We start from the raw sequence: 19278 nt of genomic DNA on the forward strand, positions 1-19278 counted from the left end.
GCTCCCGCCTCCCCTATTTGGGAGGCATGAGCTCACTCAACAGCAGCGAGTCTTAGGCCTGGTTGCCAAAGACCTCGATGGTGTCGCCCTCGGCCAGCGTGACGATGGCCTTCTTCCAAGAACGGGTCTTGCCGGCGACATAGCGCACGCGCTTGGTCTTGGGCTTGACCGTCAGGGTGTTCACGCGAACGACCTTGACGCCGAAGATCTCCTCGACAGCGTCCTTGATCTGATACTTGTTAGCATCCTTGGCGACCTCGAACGTGTACTTGTTCTGCTCCATGCCGGAGAAGGAACGCTCGGACACGATCGGACGGATGATGATCTCGTGGGCGGTCATTTATGCAAGCACCTCCCCGAAGTGAGCGGCGATGTCGGCGGGCATCAGCACGGCGTTGTTGTTGACGAGATCATAGGTGTTGGCCTCGTCGGCGGTGATGATGAACGTCTTGGGAATGTTGCGGAACGACAGGTAGGCGTTGACGTCCTCATCGCGAACGATGATGGTCAGACGCTTGCCCTCAAGGCCGAGAGCCTTAAGCATGGCAACGGCAGCCTTGGTGGAAGGCTTCTCGAAGCCGTAGTCGTCGACGAGCACGAGCTCGCCATCGGCCAGCTTGGCGGACAGCGCGGAGCGCATAGCCAGCTTGACCTCCTTGTTGTTCATACGCTTAGCGTAGGAACGGGGCTTGGGGGCGAAGACAACGCCACCGTGACGCCACTGGGCAGCACGGATGGAACCCTGGCGGGCACGGCCGGTGCCCTTCTGACGCCAAGGCTTCTTGCCGCCACCGGAAACCTCAGAGCGGCCCTTAGCGGACTGGGTGCCCTGACGCCAAGAGGCCATCTGGCACTTGACGATGTGGTGCATAACGTGGATGTTCGGCTCGATGCCGTACACCTCAGCGGCGAGCTCGGCCTCGGCGACCTTCTTGCCCTCGCTGTTCTTTACTTCAAACTTTGCCATTTAAGTGTTCTCCTTGGTATGACGCTGGGCTAAATGGGCTGGGCCCTTAGGCCATACGGATGGCGACGAGACCATTCTTGGCACCCGGGACAGCGCCCTTGACCAAGATGAGGTTCTGCTCGGCATCGATGCGGACAACGGAAAGGTTCTTGACGGTAACGCGCTCGTTACCCATGTGACCGGCCATCTTGACGCCCTTGAGGACGCGCGCAGGATAGGCGCACTGACCGATAGAACCGGGGTGACGCTGGAAGTGAGAACCATGCGTCATAGGACCGCGGCGCTGACCCCAGCGCTTGATGCGACCCTGGAAGCCCTTACCCTTGGAGGTACCGATGACGTCGACCTTCTCGACATCAGCGAAATCAGCGACGGTGACGACCTCGCCGACCTTGTGCTCCTCGCCGTTCTCGACGCGAACCTCACGAAGGAAGCGAACAGGCTCGACGCCAGCCTTGGCGAAGTGACCAGCCATGGGCTTGTTCACGTTCTTGGCCTTGATGTCGCCGAAACCGATCTGGACGGCGTCATAGCCGTCGGTTGCCTGAGTTTTAACCTGCGAGACAGCGCAGGGGCCAGCCTGGATGACCGTGACGGGAACGACGTTGTCGTCCTCGTCCCAAACCTGGGTCATGCCAATCTTGCGGCCGAGAATCATGCTGATCAAGATATGATCCCAACTCTCGCGTGGTCTTGGGACAATGCGTACACCACCGAGCGTACGCCCCTAGAGGACCACTACTTACACGACGTGCTCCCCAGCCTTGTATTTCGCCCGGACTACCTGACAACCCTATTAAGCAGGCATTTTGTCCAGCCAGAATACTCCCCTGGTTACACACAGCTGTTTAGTATACACGGCTGCGGGCGTATCCATCGAGATTCATATTTCACTCACATTGTTTACGCAGGTAAAGTGCGTGGAGTCGCCTGGGCTTGGCAGAGGGGCGGCGAAATATATTAAGTTTGCTGCTCTACAGTCCTGCGCAAGACGGAAAGCACATTAAGTGCTTTCCTTTGCGTGCGGAACTCGCGACAAACTTAATATATTTCGCCGCCCCTCTGCCAAGCTCGGGAGACGACACGTTGATGTCTGTTTAACTCTGCTCGCTCAGCTAATTACTTTGTTGGGGGTCCACTATTTGCTGAAGGGTGAACTTACACTGCATTGGTTCGCCTTCTGCTTGTGGCTTTTGCTCATCGAAATCGAAGATCATGATGGCGCAGTTGGGGAGTTTTGTTGGGAGCTCGAAGCCCTCTGGGGCTGCGGCCTTGATAAATTGGCGGCTGGCGCTGCCGTGGCTTACTGCTAGAAGGGTTTCGATGCCCTCGGAGCCCATGATATTGGTAAGCGCATCCACCATACGTTCTTGCAGCGCCTGGCTTCCTTCTCCTCCGAAGGGGACCAGGTCCTCGCCCGGATCCCAGACGTCGGTGGGCAGCGCGCCGTGCGGGCCTTCTTCGAAGGAGCCGTAGCAGCGCTCGATAATGCCTTCGCAGGGCTCGGCTGCTGCGTCCGGGCCGAGGAGCTCGCATGCGACGAGCTGAGCTGTGTCCATGGCTCGGCCTAAGGGCGAAGAGACCACTTTGTCGGGGACGACGCCGTGGCCCTTAAGCCATGCGGCTGCCATCCCGGCTTGCTGACGGCCCAGATCGGTCAGCGGCGAATCGCAGCGGCCCTGGACCAGCTTTTTGACGTTGAACTCCGTCTGACCGTGGCGGAGTAGATACAGCTTCTTCATGCTCTCCCCTTCTGCATAACCTGCTTTGCCGGCACAGCTTTACTCGTGGGTATGCCCTACGTAGTCTTCGTCGATCGTAATCTTGGCAATCGACTTGGGAAATTCCGATTCGACCCGTTGTGCCAGCGCGTGCTTTAAGTCTTCGGCACTCATCTGCAGATCCGAGGGACGCACGCAGTCAAAGATCACGTTGGTGTGCGTAGGACCCGGCACACAGCGTAGGTCATGAATCGAGAGGCGGTTATCGATCTCCTGAGCCATGGCGTGAATGCGCAAGCGCATGCTCGCCACCTTGGGGTCATCGGTCACGATGGGATCGTAGTGAAGCGTGACGATCATGCCGTCTTCGTCCCTAAACGACTGCTCGATGTTATCGAGCGTGTCGTGGCTTTCCAGCGGGCTGGCCTCGGCCGCCATCTCGGCGTGCGCACTTGCAAACTTCCTGCCCGGGCCGTAGTCGTGAACCATCAAATCGTGAACGCCCAAAACGCCGGGATAGCTCATGATCTTGTCTCGAATGTGCTTGACCAGCTTAGGATCGGGTGACTGGCCCAAAAGCGGGCTCACCGTATCTTGAATAAGTTCAAGGCCGCTCCAGCCAATATAGGCGCCAACGGCAAGGCCAACCCATGCGTCAAGATTGATGTGCGTCACCTGCGAAACAATCGCACATGCCAGCACGGCGCCTGTGGCAAGGACATCGTTCTTGGAATCCTGCGCGGTCGCATGCAGCGTCTCGGACTCAATGCGATCGCCGAGCTTTTGGTTGAGGGCCGCCATCCAGAGCTTTACGACCATCGAAAGCACTAGAACTGCCACCAGGGCAAGCGAGAACTCGACAGGTTCGGGGTGGATGATGCGCTCAAACGAGGCCTTGATAAGCTCAAGGCCGATCAGCAGCACGAGCGCCGCCACGACCAGACCCGAGAGATACTCGTAGCGGCCATGTCCGTAAGGATGCTCGGGGTCGGCCGGCTTGCTCGCCAGCTTAAAGCCCAGCACGCTCACGATATTCGAGCTTGCATCGGACAGGTTGTTCATGGCATCCGCCACAATCGAAACCGATCCCGACAGCACGCCAATTACGCCCTTCGCAGCGCATAGTGCCACATTGGCGAGAATACACACCACGCCCGTCAACGTGCCCACGCGCGCACGGTCGCCCTGCGCACGCTTAACAATCCACTCGACCATCTACATCCGCCCCCACGGTACTACCTATATATCTATTGCTCAAACGGATTGTAGTGTAGCCACTTTGTCCCCCAGATACAAAAAGGCCGCAACCCACACGGGCCACGGCCTTGGAATATGGCAAAGGAATCGTCCTTGTGTCGCACAGGTTTACGCGCTTACTTCGGCCACGCTCTTCGAGGTTTCGGGTGAATCGGCTCCGTCCCCCGTCGTCTGTCCCTTCGCCGGCACCACGCCAAAGCAGTAGCTCAGCGCCGCAGACACCGCAAATGCCACACCGCCGGCAGCGCAGCACCACAGCAGGTTCGAGATGCCGCCCGTGGCAAAGCCAATGACCATAAGGACATTCGTCATGCCGATGGTATAGGCCGTAACGTGGCCCACGGCCGCAACAAGGCCTCCGACGGCGCCGCCAATGGCCATGCACGTCAGGCACCTGCCATATTTAAAGCCGCAACCGTACAGCGCCGGCTCGCTTACGCCGCCAAGAACACCCGAGATTGAATAGCCCAGCATGAGCGCCTTCTCGTCCTTATCCGCAACGCGAAGCGACGCGCCAAAGGGCATGCCCCAAACGGCGAACGTTGCCATCGTCGCGGCGATCAGGATGCACGAATCCGTTCCCACACTCATAAACTGCGCATAGGCGAGCGATAGGACAACGTTGCTGACGCCGGCGATCTTTAGGAACTCCCAGCCCGCAGCAAGCCCCATGAGCGTGAGCAGCGACACGATGCCACCGGAATTGCCAAGCATAAACATAAGCTGGCCCAACAGCATGCCCAGATAGCTGCCCGCCGGTGCCGTAATACACAGCGAAACCGGAACCATGACAAGCATGGTCGCAAACGGAACAAACGAAAACGCCACGGCCCTAGGGATAACGCGCTGAAAGAAACACTCCACTCGCCATAGCACAGGCACCGAAAGGAGAACTGGAATAACAGTCGTCGTGTAATCGTTGACCGGCGCGGGAAGCAGACCATACACGGAAGTCATCGATGCCCCCGTCGTCGATGCGGCATCGACGAGCTTGAGCAGATCGGGCGCAATCAATACGCCGCCCAGCATCATACCCAGCTGCTCCGAGCAACCGAGCTGGCGGGCGGCCGCCCAACCAAGATAGATGGGCAAAAAGTAGTAGCCGGCGTTATAGAGCCAACTGTAGAACAGGCGATAGATTTCGGAATCGGCAGACCACAGGCCCAGCATGCCTTCGCCCATAATGACGGCGACGGTGCGGAACAACGCCGCGCAGACAATAAACGGCAGCGCCGACATCATGCTTTTGGACAGATAATCGACCACGGCCATGGCGTTTGATGAAACCGACGTTGTAAACGAGGTGTTAGAAACTTGTAGCATGGAACGCCTTTCCCAATATGACATGCGGGCTGTCCCTTTGTCACATCGTGCGGTACTGACCGATTGCGCGGTACTTTTCGTAGCGGAGGTTTGTGAGGGTCGCGTCGTCGAGCTGCCCAAGCGCATCGAAGGCATCAAGTGCCGAGGACATGACGGCACCGGCGATCTCCTCATGCGACAGGCCCTTATCGTCAACAATGCCGTCAATGATGCCGAGCGCCAGCAGATCGGGGGCCGTGAGCTTAAGCGCCTCGGCGGCCTCATTCGCGCGCTCGGTATCCTTCCACAGGATCGACGCACAGGCCTCGGGGCTCACGACCGAATAGGCCGAGCTCGAGAGCATCAGGATGCGGTCGGCCACGGACAGCGCCAGCGCGCCACCAGAGCCGCCCTCGCCTGTCACCACCGAGACAATCGGCGTCTTAAGGCCGCTCATCTCCATGAGGTTCTGGGCAATCGCCTCACCCTGGCCGCGTTCCTCGGCACCGATGCCGCAAAACGCGCCCGAAGTATCGACCAGGCACAGAACCGGTCGACCAAACTTTTCGGCCTGGCGCATCAGGCGACGCGCTTTGCGGTAGCCCTCGGGATGTGCCATACCAAAGTTGCGACGCATGCGCTCTTTGGTCGTGGTGCCGCGCTCGATGGCGATGACCGTTACGGGGCGTCCGTCTTTCCAGCCAATGCCAGCCACCACAGCAGCGTCGTCGCCAAAGTAGCGGTCGCCGTGCAGCTCCACAAATCCATCCAGGCCCAGCGAGATCATCTCGCCTGCCGTGGCGCGATCTGCCGAGCGGGTCTGCTTGACAATCTCGAGCGCGGTTTTTGGTGCGGCCGAGCGCTTGAACAAGTGTCCCAGCTTTTTGCCACGGCGACCCGTATGCACGATCTCATGCGGTGCCCCCAGGCCGGGCGCGTGCCCTTCGTGCAGCGCCAGCAGCTCGCCTACCGTGAGCGCAATCTCGCCACGCGGAACAACGGCATCGCAAAAGCCGTGCTCCAGCAAAAACTCGGAGCGCTGGAATCCCTTGGGCAGGCGCTTGTGCATGTTTTGCTCGATCACGCGCGGGCCGGCAAATGCCGTCAGGGCATCGGGCTCGGCCAGGATAATGTCGCCCTCCATGGCAAAGCTCGCGGTTACGCCTCCGGTCGTGGGGTCGGTGAGCACCGTGATATACAGGCCGCCCGCCTCGCTGTGGTGCCGAACCGCCGCAGAGATCTTGGCCATCTGCATAAGCGATGTCACGCCCTCTTGCATGCGCGCACCGCCCGAAACGGTAAAACCGACAACCGGCAATCCAAACTCGGTCGCACGCTCAAATGCGCGACAGATCTTCTCGCCCACTACGGAACCCATCGAGCCCATCATAAAGTTGGCGTCCATAAAGAAGAGCGCCGTATCGCAACCGCAGATTTTGCCCCTGCCGCACACAACGGCATCGCGCTCGCCCGAACGCTCGCTTACGCTCTTGAGCTTGTCGGCATAGCCGGGAAACGAGAGAAAGTCCTCCGACGCCAGATTGGCATCCCATTCCTCAAACGTGCCCTCGTCAACCGTCATGCGCATGCGCGCGCGACCGCTCACGCGAAAGTGTTTGCCGCAACGAGGGCAGACCTCGAGGTTGTCGTGCAGGCGCGCCTCATCGATCACGCGACGGCACTCCGGGCACTTGATAAACACGTGGCGCGCGGGAAACTCGGCGCACGACTCGGTTATCGGCCCCTCGAGGACGTTAACCGTCTTCGCTTTTCTATTCATCAGCATAGAGATGCCCCATCAGATCGGTGTGATACATGCCCGACAAGAACTCGTCGTTTGCCAGCACGTCGAGCTGAAGCTCGCTGTTTTCGCTCACGCCCTCAATCACGAGCTCGCCCAGGGCCGAGCGCATCTTGCGAATGGCGCCGTCACGCGTGGGCGCACACACGATGAGCTTGCCGAGCATGGAGTCGTAGTACGGCGGAACGTTCGCACCGGTAAACATGGCGGAATCCCAGCGCACGCGCGGACCGCCCGGCACACGCAACGCGGTGACCGTTCCGCATGACGGCAGAAAGTCCGGCGTTTCGGCATTGATGCGACACTCCATGGCGTGGTTGCGGACCGGCATGTCCTCCTGCTCAAAGGGCAGAGGCTGGCCGGCTGCCACGCGCAGCTGCCACTTGACCAAGTCGGTATCGGTCACAAACTCCGTAACCGGATGCTCCACCTGCAAGCGCGTGTTCATTTCCATAAAGTAGAAATTGCCGTCGTCCGAATACAGGAACTCGATGGTTCCGGCTCCTTCGTAGCCGACGGCACGAGCCAGGTCACGTGCTGCCTTGTGCATGCGAGCACGAATGTCGTCGTGTCCGTCGAGGCACGGCGCGGGACTCTCCTCGATCAGTTTTTGGTTGCGGCGCTGCACCGAGCACTCGCGCTCACCGAGCGAAAACACATGGCCCTGCTTATCGGCCATAATCTGCACCTCAACGTGGTGCGCCGGCGCGACGAACTTCTCCATGTAGCACTCGCCGTCGCCAAAAACGGCCTCGCCCTCGGCACGCGCCTCGATGAACGCCTTTGCCGCATCTTCCACGCGCTCGACCTTGCGAATGCCGCGACCGCCGCCACCTGCACGCGCCTTAATGAGCACGGGGCAGCCAATGCGCTCGGCCTCGGCCGTTGCCTCCTCGGGGCTTTTGAGCAAATCGCAGCCCGGAACGATGGGCACGCCCGCCGCGGCAGCCGTTCGACGTGCGGCGTCCTTGTCGCCCATGCTGTCGATTACCTCGGCCGAAGGACCGACAAACGCTAGGCCATACTTGTCGCAGTCGCGTACGAAGCTCGCCTTCTCGGAGAAAAAGCCATAGCCGGGATGAATTGCCTTAGCTCCTGACTTTACGGCACAGGTGAGCACGGCATCGTCGTTGAGGTAGCTCTCGGCAAGACGCGGGCCGCCGATGCAATACGCCTCGTCGGCAAGCTGCACGTGCAACGCGTCCGCATCGGCCGTGGAGTAGACGGCGACGGTCTTGATGCCCATATCACGGCACGCGCGGATAACACGGACCGCGACTTCGCCGCGGTTGGCGATGAGCACTTTGTCGAACATGAAGACTTCCTTAACTTTCGTGCATGAGTGCAAAGGACATATCGGCGCGGCAGCAAACCTCACCGTTGACGCTCGCAGTACCCGTCGCAAAGCGGAACGGCCCGCGCGCTCGCGTGATGGAGCACACCAGGTCCACCGTGTCGCCCGGGCGCACCGGACGCTTAAAGCGCACCTTGTCCAGACTCGTGTAGAACGGCGTCGCGCCGCGCGCCTCCTCATCGCCCATCAGCAGCACGCAGCAGTTCTGGGCGAGCATCTCGCATTGGATCACGCCGGGGACCACCGGGTTTCCCGGAAAATGCCCCTGCAAAAAGTACTCGTCGCCCGTGATCGTGATCTTGCCGTGGGCCTCGTCGCCCACCAGCTCGGCCTCGTCGAGCAAAAGCATCGGCTCGCGATGCGGTAACAGCTTCTTGAGCTCTTCTTTGTTCATGGATATCACCTATCCGATCCTCATGAGGCAGCTGCCAAACTCCACGAGGTCGCCGTCGGCCACGCAGATCTCGAGCACCTCGCCATCCGCCTCTGCCGTCACCTCGTTGAGAACCTTCATGGCCTCGATGATGCAGAGCGTCTCGCCGGCCTTGACCTTGGAGCCCACGTGCACAAACGGCTCGTCGCCCGGCGCCGGGGCAGCATAGAAAACGCCGACCATGGGAGCGGTCACCTCGGTGCCCTTGGGCTCCGGTGCGGCGGCAGGCGCCTGCGCGGCGGGCTCCGGTGCGGCGGCAGGCATGGCGACAGGAGCCACCGCCGGAGCAGTCACGGCACCCGGCATAGGCATGGGCACGGCAACCGGCTGTGCCGCACTCGCGCGCTCGAGTTCGACCGCGGTGCCATCGGGCTCCTCAACGCGCACGCGCGTGAGGCCGCGGTCCTCCATAACATCGGCTATCTCGGCAAGTCTTTTGGAATCCATGCTCTAGCTCCTCGTATATCTACGCAGTGCGATGGCGGCGTTGTGCCCGCCAAAGCCCAGGTTGGTCGAAAGCGCCCAGGTAAGGTCGGCGCGAACCGCGCGATTGGGCGTGTAATCAAGATCGCAGGCGGGATCGGGTGTGTGGTAGTTAATGGTCGGCGGCACCACGCCCTGCTCGAGCGCCATGGCACAGGCCATGACCTCGATGGCGCCCGTGGCACCGATCATGTGGCCGGTCATCGACTTAGTCGACGAGACGTGCGCGGCGCGCGCCGCGTCCTCGCCGAGCGCACGCTTAATGCCCGCCGTCTCGGACGAATCGTTGAGCTTGGTAGATGTGCCGTGGGCATTGATGTAGAGACCCTCGGAAGGCTTGACGTCGCCCTCGGTCACCGCCAGCGATATCGCGCGGGCAATGCCGGCAGCCTCGGGATCAGGGCTCGTGATGTGATAGGCATCATCGGTGTTGCCGTAGCCCACGACCTCGGCATAAATGTGCGCACCGCGCGCCTGCGCATGTTCCATGCTCTCGAGCACGAGCACGCAGGCGCCCTCGCCCATCACAAAGCCGTCGCGGTCTGCATCGAACGGACGGCAGGCCGTCGCGGGATCGGGGTTGGTGGTCAATGCGCGGCAGGACGTAAAGCCCGCAACGGCATCGGGGATAATTGCGGCCTCGGCGCCGCCCGCGAGGATCGCGTCGGCATAGCCGTGCTTGATGGCGCGGAACGCCTCGCCCACCGCATGGGCCGAGGTTGCGCACGCGGTCACCACGGGCAGGGTCGGGCCCTTTGCCTTGTGGCGGATTGCGATATTGCCCGATGCCATGTTGGGGATCATCATCGCGATCATATAGGGCGATGCGCGGCGGGGCCCACGTTCGGCAATCGTATGGACGTTGTCGACGAGCGTCGTCATGCCGCCCACGCCCGAGCCCACGTAGACGCCCAGGCGCTCGCGATCGATGGCGCCTTCGACATCAAAGCCCGCATCGTGCATGGCTTCGTCCGAAGCCGCCATCGCAAACTGAACGCAGGGGTCGAGATGCTTGGCGTCACGCTTGCCAAAGTACTCGTTGCCGTCAAAGCCCTTGACCTCGGCCGCCACCTTAACGGCAAACGCATCGGTATCGAAGTGCGTGATCGGGCCGATGCCGCACGTGCCGGCGCACATGGCCGCCCAGGTGGCAAGCGCGGTGTTGCCGAGCGGCGATACGGCACCGATGCCGGTGATTGCAACTCTCTGTTCCATCATGGTCTCCTCATCCAAGCCGTTCTTCGGCCCTGATTTCTACATCGCCATTCCGCCGTCAACGCGTACGACCTCGCCCGTAATGTAGGCAGCCGCATCGCTCGCCAAAAAGCGCACCACGCCGGCCACTTCCTCGGGGCGCGCCATGCGCTTTAGGGGAATCTGCTCCTCGGTTGCCGCGCGAACCTTCTCCGAGAGCTTTGCCGTCATATCCGTCTCGACAAACCCGGGGGCAACCGCGTTCACTCGTACGCCGCGGGGCGCAAGCTCGCGCGCCACCGCCTTGGTAAGCCCTATCACGCCCGCCTTGGAGGCAGCGTAGTTGGCCTGCCCGGCATTGCCCATCAGGCCCACGACCGAGCTCATGTTGACGACGCAGCCGCCGCGCTGGCGCATAAAGGTCTTGGTGAGCGCGCGCGTCATGTTGAATGTTCCCTTGAGATTGACATCGAGCACGCGATCGAAGGCGTCATCGCCCATGCGCATGAGCAGGCCATCGCGGGTGATGCCGGCGTTGTTGACGAGCGCCCAAATGGAGCCAAAGTCGCTCAGGACCGCTTCCACGCACGCGTTGACGGCAGCGGGGTCGGCCACGTCGCATTGATATGCGCGTGCCGTGGCGCCAGCCGCCTCGCAGGCTTCGCACGTCTCGCGCGCCGCATCGACGCTACCGGCATAGACGACGGCGATATCAAAGCCGTCCTCCGCCAGACCGACAGCGCAGGCGCGGCCGATACCCCGCGAGCCACCCGTGACCAGCGCCACGCGACGTGAGTCGTTGCGCTCGAGCGTGCCGTTATTCAAGTTGCCCATGTCATTCCTTTCGGGTTACAGCCCTGTGGACTATGCAAGCTCGTCGGCAATAGCTGCGACCTGCTCGGCCGTTTCGCACGAATACACGCGAACATCGCTCAGCGTACGCTTGACCAGGCCCGACAGGGTTTTGCCAGGGCCGACCTCAATAAACGTGTCGATGCCCTGATCCTGCAGAGTATGCAGCGTGTCGACCCAGCGAACGGCATGACTCACCTGGTTGGCCAAGACATCCGATGCCGCTCGCGGGTCCGCCGGATAGGGCGCCGCCGTCATGTTTGCCATGACCGGAATCAGCAGCGGAGACGGCGCGTGGCCGGCTTGGATATACGTCGCCAGCCCCTCAGTCGCCTCGGCCATATAGGGGCTATGAAATGCACCCGACACCGCGACTTTCATAGCGCGGCCACCGGCCTCTTTTACTAGGACGTCGAGCTCCTGCAGCGCTTCGGGCGCTCCGGCAACGACCGTCTGCTGCGGGCTGTTGTAGTTGACCGGCCAGCAGTCCTCGCCGGCCTGTTTTGCCAGGCCCTCGACTTGCTCCGCATCGAGCTTGATGACGGCGCGCATGCCGCCCGGATGGCGCTCGGCAGCCACGGCCATCAGCACCGCGCGCTCGCACACGAGCTCAAAGCCCGCTCGCGTATCGAATGCCCCCGCAAAGGTGAGCGCGGCGACCTCGCCCAGCGAAAAACCCGCACAGGCGGCAGGTACCACGCCGCGCTCACGCAGGGCGGCAGCCGCTGCCAGGTCGTGAACGAACACGCACGGCTGCGTGTTCTCGGTCTGCGAGAGCTCCTCCTTGGAGGCACTCCGGCACTGCTCGCTGGTCCCCGGGCGCACCTCGTCGGCAATGGTGAACACCTCGGCGGCCGCCGGCGATGTCTCGATCAGGTCGACGCCCATCGCGGGGTGTTGGGCACCCTGGCCGGCAAACAGAAACGCTACGCTACCCATGCGGACGCACCCTTCAGGACGCGCTCGGCGCCATCGACCAGATCGTCAACGATTTCGCGTGCGCTCTGGCGCTCGCTAACCATGCCGGCAATCTGTCCACACAAAAACGAACCCTCTTCGTAATTGCCGTCCTTGGCGGCCTTGCGAAGGGCGCCCGTGCCCATGGCCCCGAGCTCCTCGACACTTACGCCCGCCGCCTCGCTCTTGGCGTAGGCGTTGGTGAAGGGGCTCTTGAGGGCGCGCACCGGATGTCCCGTCGAGCGGCCGGTCGCACGCGTCGAAGTGTCGTTGGCCTTCAGGACCATTTCCTTGTACTGCTCCGAGACGGTGCACTCATTTGCAACGAGAAAGCGCGTACCCACCTGGACGCCGGCAGCGCCCAGCATAAAGGCGGCCGCCACGCCACGGCCGTCGGCAATACCGCCGGCAGCCACTACGGGAATGTCGACCGCATCGACGACCTGCGGCACCAGTGCCATCGTCGAGGTCTCGCCAATATGGCCGCCCGATTCGGTGCCCTCGGCAACAACCGCTGTGGCTCCACGACGCGCCACGAGACGGGCGAGCGCCACCGAAGCCACAACGGGGATGACCTTGATGCCCGCATCGTTCCAAGCTTTCATGTACTTGGTGGGATTACCGGCACCAGTCACCACAACGGGCACCTGCTCATCGATCACAACCTGTGCAACCTCGTCGGCAAACGGGCTCATGAGCATGACGTTAACGCCAAAGGGCTTATCCGTCTTGGTGCGCAGCTCATGAATCTGGTCGCGAAGCCAGTCGGCGTCGGCATTCATTGCCGCGATGATGCCTAGGCCGCCCGCCTCGGATACGGCCGATGCCAGTGAGGCGTCGGCAATCCAGGCCATGCCGCCCTGGAACACGGGCTTTTCGATGCCGAGCAGATCGCAGAGAGGAGTCTTGAGCATCTCTACTTCTCCAATGCCGCCTCGACCGTATCGGCGAACTCGCCGACCGTCTTGGGGTTCTCTTCGGTATCAAGCTGGATGCCAAACTCGTCCTCAACGGCGACGAGAATCTCGACGGTACCCAGGCTGTCGAGGCCAATCTCCTCGAGCGTGGACTCGGGCTTCATCTCGACGTCGTCAAGGCCAGCGGTCTCGCGGATAACGTCGCAAACGCGCTCGAAGGTCTTCTGATCTGCCATGGTAGTTCTCCTTTGTTTGTGCCCTAGGGGCGTTTTCATTTCCTATGTGCGACTACTTCCAACGAAGCAGATAGCCACCTATATCCAGACCGGCGCCAAATCCAACCAAGGCGATGGTGTCGCCTGTGTGAAGTGCACCGGCGTTTGCCAGCCGGTCGAGGGCAAGCGGAATGCATGCGCTCGAAATGTTGCCGGTCTCGCGCAACGTGCGAACCACGCGCTCGTCCGGCACGCCCAGGCGCTTGACCGCCTGGCTCAGGATTCGTTCGTTAGCCTGATGGAATACAAAATGATCGATGTCTTCGACCGAAATGCCCGCATCGATCGCAAGCTTATGGACCGTGTCGCAGATGGCGTTGACGCCGAACTTGAACACGCGGCGGCCATTCATGGACAGCACACTCGCGCTATCTGCGGAGGCCTTAAACGGCGACGTACCGACCAGACCGGGAACGCGCAACGTCTCGACGTCGGGCGCCGTCGAAAGCTCAACGGCAAGGGGGTTGTCTCCCCCAGCTTCAATCACTGCGGCGCCTGCCCCATCGCCAAATAGCACGCAGGTGGCACGGTCGGTCCACTCGAGCGCGCGCGTCATCTGCTCGGCAGCAACAACAAGCACGCGCTCGGCACGGCTGCGGGCGATATAGCCCTCGGCGACATCGAGCGCAAATACGAAGCCGGCACAAGCCGCCGAGACATCGAAGGCAGGGCACGTCGCGCCTAGTCGCTCAGCAACGGCACACGCCTCGGCGGGAACAAGGTGGTCACCCGTCGTCGTCGAGCAGACGATCAGATCCAGCTGGCTCGCGTCGATCCCGGACACCTGGAGTGCCCGCTCGCTCGCTGCTACGGCAAGGTCGTCAAGTGACTCGGTGGTGCAGACGTGGCGGCTCTTGATACCTGTGCGAGTAAAAATCCACTCATCCGAGGTATCGAGGAACTCAGACAGCTCGTCATTGGAAACACTGCGCTCAGGAAGTGCCGAACCTGTTCCAAGAATCGTGAAACCCATCACTAACCTCCTTTGAGTTGTTGACGTGTTTACATCGACCAAGAGAGGATAACGCATTTCAGTCTTTGTTGACGTGTTAACATTAAATTGTCCAAATGCGACAAAGGCTTCACATTGTGTCTATCTCTCGACACCATTGCGCCATTCACTTATTCAATAAGGAGGTAGCAGCCGCTATGGATGCCCAATTAACGATTGTCGATGTAACCGGATCGACCAACGATGACCTGCTCGAGGCAGGAAAACAGGGTGCGCCGCACGGCACAGGACTTGCCGCCCGCGCGCAAACGGCAGGACGCGGCCGGCGCGGCCACAAGTGGGATTCAACCGCCGGCAACCTATTGCTTTCGATTGTCCTGCGTCCATGCGTTAATCCCGCAAAGTACTCTGGTCTTGCCGCCGTCAGCGGCCTAGCGGTGCTCGAAGCACTCGAAAAGCAAGGCCTTGCAAGCGAAATAGCCCTCAAGTGGCCCAACGACCTGGTCGCGCGAGGACGCAAGCTCGGCGGCATTCTGGTCGAGGCCGCACGCGATAACGAAGGCAAACCTTTCGCCGTCTGCGGCATTGGTGTCAACGTAAACTACACGCCCCAAGAGGTGCCCGATGGCGGCCTGGCGGCAATTGGCCTCTCGGACCTCAACGAGAGCGTTCCCGCCGTCGACATGCTCCTCGATGAGGTCTATCACGCAGTTATAGACGCTGTAGATACCTGGGCAGAGCGCCTCAACGCCAAGGAAGAAGACGCCGGTCCGCTCGCGCCCGTCCACGACGAATATATCGCTCACCTCAATTGGATCGGGAAGCACGTTATCGCCCGCTCCCCCGCTGGAGACGAGCTGGCACGAGGCATATTTAGAACGGTCGACGATTGCGGCCGCGCAAGCATTGAGACCGAGAGCGGCTTGTGCGTCTTCCACTTCGAAGAAGCATCCTTGCGCCCCCTGAGCGAATAGGGCGCCGCAGCCGTCGGCTCGGCAGACGAATTCGCTATCCCAAAATCTAAACTCAAAACAAAAGGGCCCCGCTACCGTAACGGCAGCGGGGCCCTTTAAGCTATGAGGATATCGCTTAGAGCTTGATGTCGATGTCGACGCCAGCGGGAAGGTCGAGACGCATAAGCGAATCAACAGTGCCCGAGGTGGGGTCGAGGATGTCGATGAGGCGCTTGTGGGTGCGCATCTCGAACTGCTCACGGGAGTCCTTGTTCACGTGCGGCGAGCGGATAACCGTGTACAGGTTGCGCTCGGTGGGCAGGGGGACAGGACCGGAAACGCGAGCGCCGGTCTTCTGAGCGGTCTCGACGATGAGCTTCGCGGACTGATCGACGACCTCGTGATCATAGCCCTTGAGGCGAATGCGGATCTTCTGGGTAGCCAACTTAAACCTCCAAAGAGTGCGAGAGATGTTCTCGCGGATTACGTAACAGGGAGCTCGAACTTAGGCGTTCTTGCTCATGACCTCGTCCACGATGGACTTGGGCGCGGGCTCATAAGAGTCGAACTGCATCGTGTAGGATGCACGGCCCTGGGTCTGGGAGCGAAGGTCGGTAGCGTAACCGAACATCTCGCCCAGCGGCACCTTGGCACGGATGAGCTTGCTGTTCTTGCGATCCTCCATACCCTCGATCTTGCCGCGGCGACCGGAGAGGTTGCCCATAACGTCGCCCATGTACTGCTCGGGGGTCTCGACCTCAACAGCCATGATCGGCTCGAGCAGCTGCGGATCGGACTTCTTGAGGGCGTCCTTGATAGCCATGGAACCGGCGATCTTGAAGGCGGCCTCGGAGGAGTCGACCTCGTGGTAAGAACCGTCGAACAGGGTGACCTTAACGTCGAGGACCGGGAAGCCGGCGATAACACCGGTGTTCAGGGCCTCCTGGATGCCCTTGTCGATGGACGGGATGTACTCCTTGGGCACGACGCCGCCGACGATAGCGTTGACGAACTCGTAGCCGAAGCCCTCCTCCATCTTCTCGAGCTTGATGACGGCGTGGCCGTACTGACCGCGACCGCCGGACTGACGGACGAACTTGCCCTCAGCCTTCTCGACGTCGTGACCAGCGGTCTCGCGGTAGGCAACCTGGGGCTTACCAACGTTAGCGTCAACCTTGAACTCACGGAGCAGACGGTCGACGATGATCTCGAGGTGCAGCTCGCCCATGCCGGCGATGATGGTCTGACCGGTCTCGTGGTTGGTGGACACCTGGAAGGTCGGGTCCTCCTCGGCGAGCTTGGTCAGAGCCAGGGACATCTTGTCCTGCTCGGCCTTGGTCTTGGGCTCGATGGCAACGTCGATAACGGGCTTAGCGAACTCGATCTTCTCGAGGACGATCTCCTTGCCCTCGGCGCACAGGGTGTCGCCGGTGGTGGAGTTCTTGAAGCCAACGCAAGCGACGATGTCGCCGGCAGCGGCGTCGTCACGGTCGATACGCTCGGCGGCGTTCATCTCGAGGATGCGGCCGAGGCGCTCGCGCTGACCGTTGGAAGCGTTGACCACGTAGGAGCCGGACTCGGCACGACCGGAGTAAACGCGGACATAGGTGAGCTTACCGACGAACGGGTCGGTCATGATCTTGAAGACCAGGCCGGAGAAGGGCTCGTCGAAGGAAGGATGACGCTCGATCTCCTCACCGGTGTCCGGATCGGTACCGGTGACGGCCTCAACGTCGAGCGGGCTGGGCAGATAGTCGACGACAGCGTCGAGCAGCTCCTGAACGCCCTTGTTCTTGTAGGCGGAGCCCACGAAGACGAGGTTGAGCTCGTTGGCCAGAACGCCCTTGCGCAGAGCAGCCTTGAGCTCCTCGACGGTGAAGTCCTCCTCCATGAGGATCTTCTCCATGAGCTCGTCGTCAAAGCTGGCAGCAGCGTCGAGGAGCTCCTCGCGCTTGGTGGCAGCGATGTCGGCAAACTCAGCCGGGATCTCGTCCATCGGCTCGGGGTAGGTCATGCCCTTCTCGTCGGCCTTGAAGTCCCATGCAGTCATGGTAACGAGGTCGATGACGCCCCAGAAGTTGTCCTCGGCGCCCATCGGGACCTGAGCGGCCACGGCGTTAGCGTCGAGACGATCCTTCATGGTCTCGATAGCGTTGAAGAAGTCAGCGCCCACGCGGTCATACTTGTTGATGAAGGCGATGCGGGGAACGTTGAAGGTAGAAGCCTGACGCCAAACGGTCTCAGACTGGGGCTGAACGCCGGCAACGGCGTCGAAGACGGCGACAGCGCCATCGAGGACGCGCAGGCAGCGCTCGACCTCGGCGGTAAAGTCAACGTGGCCCGGGGTGTCGATGATCTGGATGCGGTAGTCCTTACCGTCCTTGTTCCAGAAGCACGTGGTAGCAGCGGAGGTAATGGTTACGCCGCGCTCCTGCTCCTGAACCATCCAGTCCATGGTGGCAGCGCCCTCATGGACCTCACCGATCTTGTGGGTCTTACCGGTGTAGTAAAGAATACGCTCGGTCGTGGTGGTCTTACCGGCATCGATGTGAGCCATGATGCCGATGTTACGGGTATCGGAAAGCTTGTACTTAGGCTTAGCCATGTTAGTTCCTTACCTTAACTTACCAACGATAGTGAGAGAACGCGCGGTTGGCCTCGGCCATCTTGAAGACGTCCTCACGCTTCTTGACGGAAGCGCCCAGGCCGTTGGAAGCGTCGAGGATCTCGTTGGCGAGACGCTCGGCCATGGTCTTCTCCTTGCGAGCGCGGGAGAAGTTGACGATCCAGCGGATACCCAGAGCGGTGGAACGACGGGAGTTGACCTCCATCGGGACCTGATAGGTAGCGCCACCGACACGCTTGGGCTTAACCTCGAGCGTGGGCTTGACGTTGTCCATAGCCTTCTTGAAGGTAGCGAGAGCGTCGCCACCCTCGGACTTCTCGGCAACGATCTCGAAAGCGGTGTAAACGATGCGCTCAGCGGTGGCCTTCTTGCCGTCAAGAAGGACCTTGTTGATGAGCTGAGTCACCAGGCGGTTGTTGTAAACGGCGTCAGGCTGAACCTCACGACGATTAGCTGCTGCACGACGCGGCATGTGAAATCTCCTTAAGTGTCTACCGTGCGGCGCTTAGGCGGCACACGGCGAAAGTATCAAAACGTTATCTGGCTTATTTAGCCTTGGGGCGCTTAGCACCGTACTTGGAACGGGCCTGCATACGGTTCTGGACCGGAGCAGCGTCGTAGGCGCCACGGATGACGTGATAACGGACACCAGGGAGGTCACGGACACGACCGCCACGGACGAGCACGATGGAGTGCTCCTGCAGGTTGTGGCCCTCACCCGGGATGTAAGCAGTAACTTCGATGCCGTTGACAAGGCGAACACGGGCAACCTTACGAAGAGCCGAGTTCGGCTTCTTGGGGCTCGTGGTGAAGACGCGGGTGCACACGCCGCGCTTCTGGGAGTTGTGCTGCAGAGCAGCGTTCTTGGACTTCTTGGGCACGGAACGACGGCCCTGGCGAACCAGCTGGTTAATAGTAGGCAAAGCGTACTCCTTCTCGAATGATTCCAGCTTTCTGTAAAGTGCAACGGCTTGAATCGAGGGGTCAGCATCCCCCTACGAAACACGCAGTTCGATAGAATACGTGGCGTTAGCTGTGCCGTCAACAGACCACGCCGCCGGGCGTATCCCAAAATGGGCACATTTCCGCAAACCCTACACAAAAGGGATCCCCTTCTGTGCGCGTGGGCGGATTCCCGGTCCGGGCGGCACAGGGGTTAAGTTTGCTGCTCTACAGTCCTGGCTCGCACGGAGGCCACATTAAGTGGCCTCCGGCTCGTGCGGAACTCGCGACA

At 61.0% G+C, this 19278-nt stretch carries 21 protein-coding genes; 1 reads left to right on the top strand and 20 read right to left on the bottom strand.

What is annotated here, in order from left to right; translation table 11 throughout:
- Positions 1-52: 52 nt before the first annotated feature.
- The 16 genes from rplW to PMX60_RS06455 all read right to left on the bottom strand — a co-directional run bounded on the left by rplW (position 53) and on the right by PMX60_RS06455 (position 14486).
- Positions 53-340, bottom strand: a complete 288-nt coding sequence (rplW, locus tag PMX60_RS06380; RefSeq protein ID WP_006235033.1) for a 50S ribosomal protein L23 — start codon at positions 338-340, stop codon at positions 53-55.
- On the bottom strand, positions 341-967 hold the full coding sequence (rplD, locus tag PMX60_RS06385) for a 50S ribosomal protein L4 (RefSeq protein ID WP_006235032.1): 627 nt from the start codon (positions 965-967) through the stop codon (positions 341-343).
- 46 nt (positions 968-1013) lie between these two features.
- Entirely contained in the window at positions 1014-1634 is a 621-nt protein-coding gene (rplC, locus tag PMX60_RS06390; RefSeq protein WP_035137484.1) for a 50S ribosomal protein L3, read from the bottom strand.
- Positions 1635-2082: 448 nt separating this feature from the next.
- Entirely contained in the window at positions 2083-2709 is a 627-nt protein-coding gene (locus PMX60_RS06395) for a histidine phosphatase family protein (protein ID WP_271747283.1), read from the bottom strand.
- 39 nt (positions 2710-2748) lie between these two features.
- Entirely contained in the window at positions 2749-3903 is a 1155-nt protein-coding gene (locus tag PMX60_RS06400; RefSeq protein WP_271747284.1) for a cation diffusion facilitator family transporter, read from the bottom strand.
- Between the two features lie 150 nt (positions 3904-4053).
- Positions 4054-5268 (bottom strand): PTS sugar transporter subunit IIC, encoded by a 1215-nt coding sequence (locus PMX60_RS06405; RefSeq protein ID WP_271747285.1) that lies wholly within the window; start codon positions 5266-5268, stop codon positions 4054-4056.
- Between the two features lie 40 nt (positions 5269-5308).
- Positions 5309-7033 carry an acetyl-CoA carboxylase, carboxyltransferase subunit beta gene (gene accD, locus PMX60_RS06410; protein ID WP_271747286.1) on the bottom strand — a complete coding sequence of 575 codons (1725 nt, stop codon included), beginning with the start codon at positions 7031-7033 and terminating at the stop codon, positions 5309-5311.
- The gene (locus PMX60_RS06415; RefSeq protein ID WP_250786757.1) at positions 7020-8363 is read right to left on the bottom strand and encodes an acetyl-CoA carboxylase biotin carboxylase subunit; all 1344 of its coding nucleotides are present in this window, start codon (positions 8361-8363) and stop codon (positions 7020-7022) included. The genes accD and PMX60_RS06415 overlap by 14 nt, the downstream gene beginning before the upstream one ends.
- A 10-nt stretch (positions 8364-8373) precedes the next feature.
- A complete protein-coding gene (gene fabZ / locus PMX60_RS06420) occupies positions 8374-8796 on the bottom strand; it encodes a 3-hydroxyacyl-ACP dehydratase FabZ (RefSeq protein ID WP_099432064.1) in 423 nt (140 codons plus the stop codon).
- A 9-nt stretch (positions 8797-8805) separates the two neighbouring features.
- Positions 8806-9282, bottom strand: a complete 477-nt coding sequence (gene accB / locus PMX60_RS06425; protein WP_117765060.1) for an acetyl-CoA carboxylase biotin carboxyl carrier protein — start codon at positions 9280-9282, stop codon at positions 8806-8808.
- A gap of 3 nt (positions 9283-9285) precedes the next feature.
- Positions 9286-10533, bottom strand: a complete 1248-nt coding sequence (fabF, locus tag PMX60_RS06430) for a beta-ketoacyl-ACP synthase II (RefSeq protein WP_271747287.1) — start codon at positions 10531-10533, stop codon at positions 9286-9288.
- A 39-nt stretch (positions 10534-10572) separates the two neighbouring features.
- Positions 10573-11346 carry a 3-oxoacyl-[acyl-carrier-protein] reductase gene (gene fabG, locus PMX60_RS06435; RefSeq protein ID WP_271747288.1) on the bottom strand — a complete coding sequence of 258 codons (774 nt, stop codon included), beginning with the start codon at positions 11344-11346 and terminating at the stop codon, positions 10573-10575.
- A gap of 30 nt (positions 11347-11376) precedes the next feature.
- A complete protein-coding gene (locus PMX60_RS06440; protein ID WP_271747289.1) occupies positions 11377-12303 on the bottom strand; it encodes an ACP S-malonyltransferase in 927 nt (308 codons plus the stop codon).
- Positions 12291-13235 carry an enoyl-[acyl-carrier-protein] reductase FabK gene (fabK, locus tag PMX60_RS06445; RefSeq protein WP_271747290.1) on the bottom strand — a complete coding sequence of 315 codons (945 nt, stop codon included), beginning with the start codon at positions 13233-13235 and terminating at the stop codon, positions 12291-12293. Before fabK ends, PMX60_RS06440 begins: the two co-directional genes overlap by 13 nt.
- A gap of 2 nt (positions 13236-13237) precedes the next feature.
- Positions 13238-13474, bottom strand: a complete 237-nt coding sequence (locus PMX60_RS06450) for an acyl carrier protein (RefSeq protein ID WP_006235019.1) — start codon at positions 13472-13474, stop codon at positions 13238-13240.
- Between the two features lie 52 nt (positions 13475-13526).
- Complete coding sequence (locus PMX60_RS06455) at positions 13527-14486, bottom strand: 3-oxoacyl-ACP synthase III family protein (protein WP_271747291.1); 960 nt, start codon at positions 14484-14486, stop codon at positions 13527-13529.
- Positions 14487-14662: 176 nt separating this feature from the next.
- Between PMX60_RS06455 and PMX60_RS06460 the strand changes: the two genes are divergently transcribed.
- Positions 14663-15439 (top strand): biotin--[acetyl-CoA-carboxylase] ligase, encoded by a 777-nt coding sequence (locus PMX60_RS06460; RefSeq protein ID WP_271747292.1) that lies wholly within the window; start codon positions 14663-14665, stop codon positions 15437-15439.
- A 115-nt stretch (positions 15440-15554) separates the two neighbouring features.
- Here the strand turns inward: PMX60_RS06460 and rpsJ are convergent, their stop codons facing one another.
- From rpsJ to rpsL, 4 genes are all read right to left on the bottom strand, one after another.
- Positions 15555-15863 carry a 30S ribosomal protein S10 gene (gene rpsJ, locus PMX60_RS06465; protein ID WP_022094184.1) on the bottom strand — a complete coding sequence of 103 codons (309 nt, stop codon included), beginning with the start codon at positions 15861-15863 and terminating at the stop codon, positions 15555-15557.
- 60 nt (positions 15864-15923) lie between these two features.
- Complete coding sequence (gene fusA / locus PMX60_RS06470) at positions 15924-18023, bottom strand: elongation factor G (protein ID WP_117797416.1); 2100 nt, start codon at positions 18021-18023, stop codon at positions 15924-15926.
- Positions 18024-18042: 19 nt separating this feature from the next.
- A complete protein-coding gene (rpsG, locus tag PMX60_RS06475; protein WP_006235013.1) occupies positions 18043-18516 on the bottom strand; it encodes a 30S ribosomal protein S7 in 474 nt (157 codons plus the stop codon).
- Positions 18517-18589: 73 nt separating this feature from the next.
- Positions 18590-18967 carry a 30S ribosomal protein S12 gene (gene rpsL, locus PMX60_RS06480; protein ID WP_006235012.1) on the bottom strand — a complete coding sequence of 126 codons (378 nt, stop codon included), beginning with the start codon at positions 18965-18967 and terminating at the stop codon, positions 18590-18592.
- Positions 18968-19278: the final 311 nt, after the last annotated feature.

Origin of the sequence: Collinsella aerofaciens (assembly GCF_028206995.1) — a bacterium.
Classification (GTDB): Bacteria; Actinomycetota; Coriobacteriia; order Coriobacteriales; family Coriobacteriaceae; genus Collinsella; species Collinsella aerofaciens_AQ.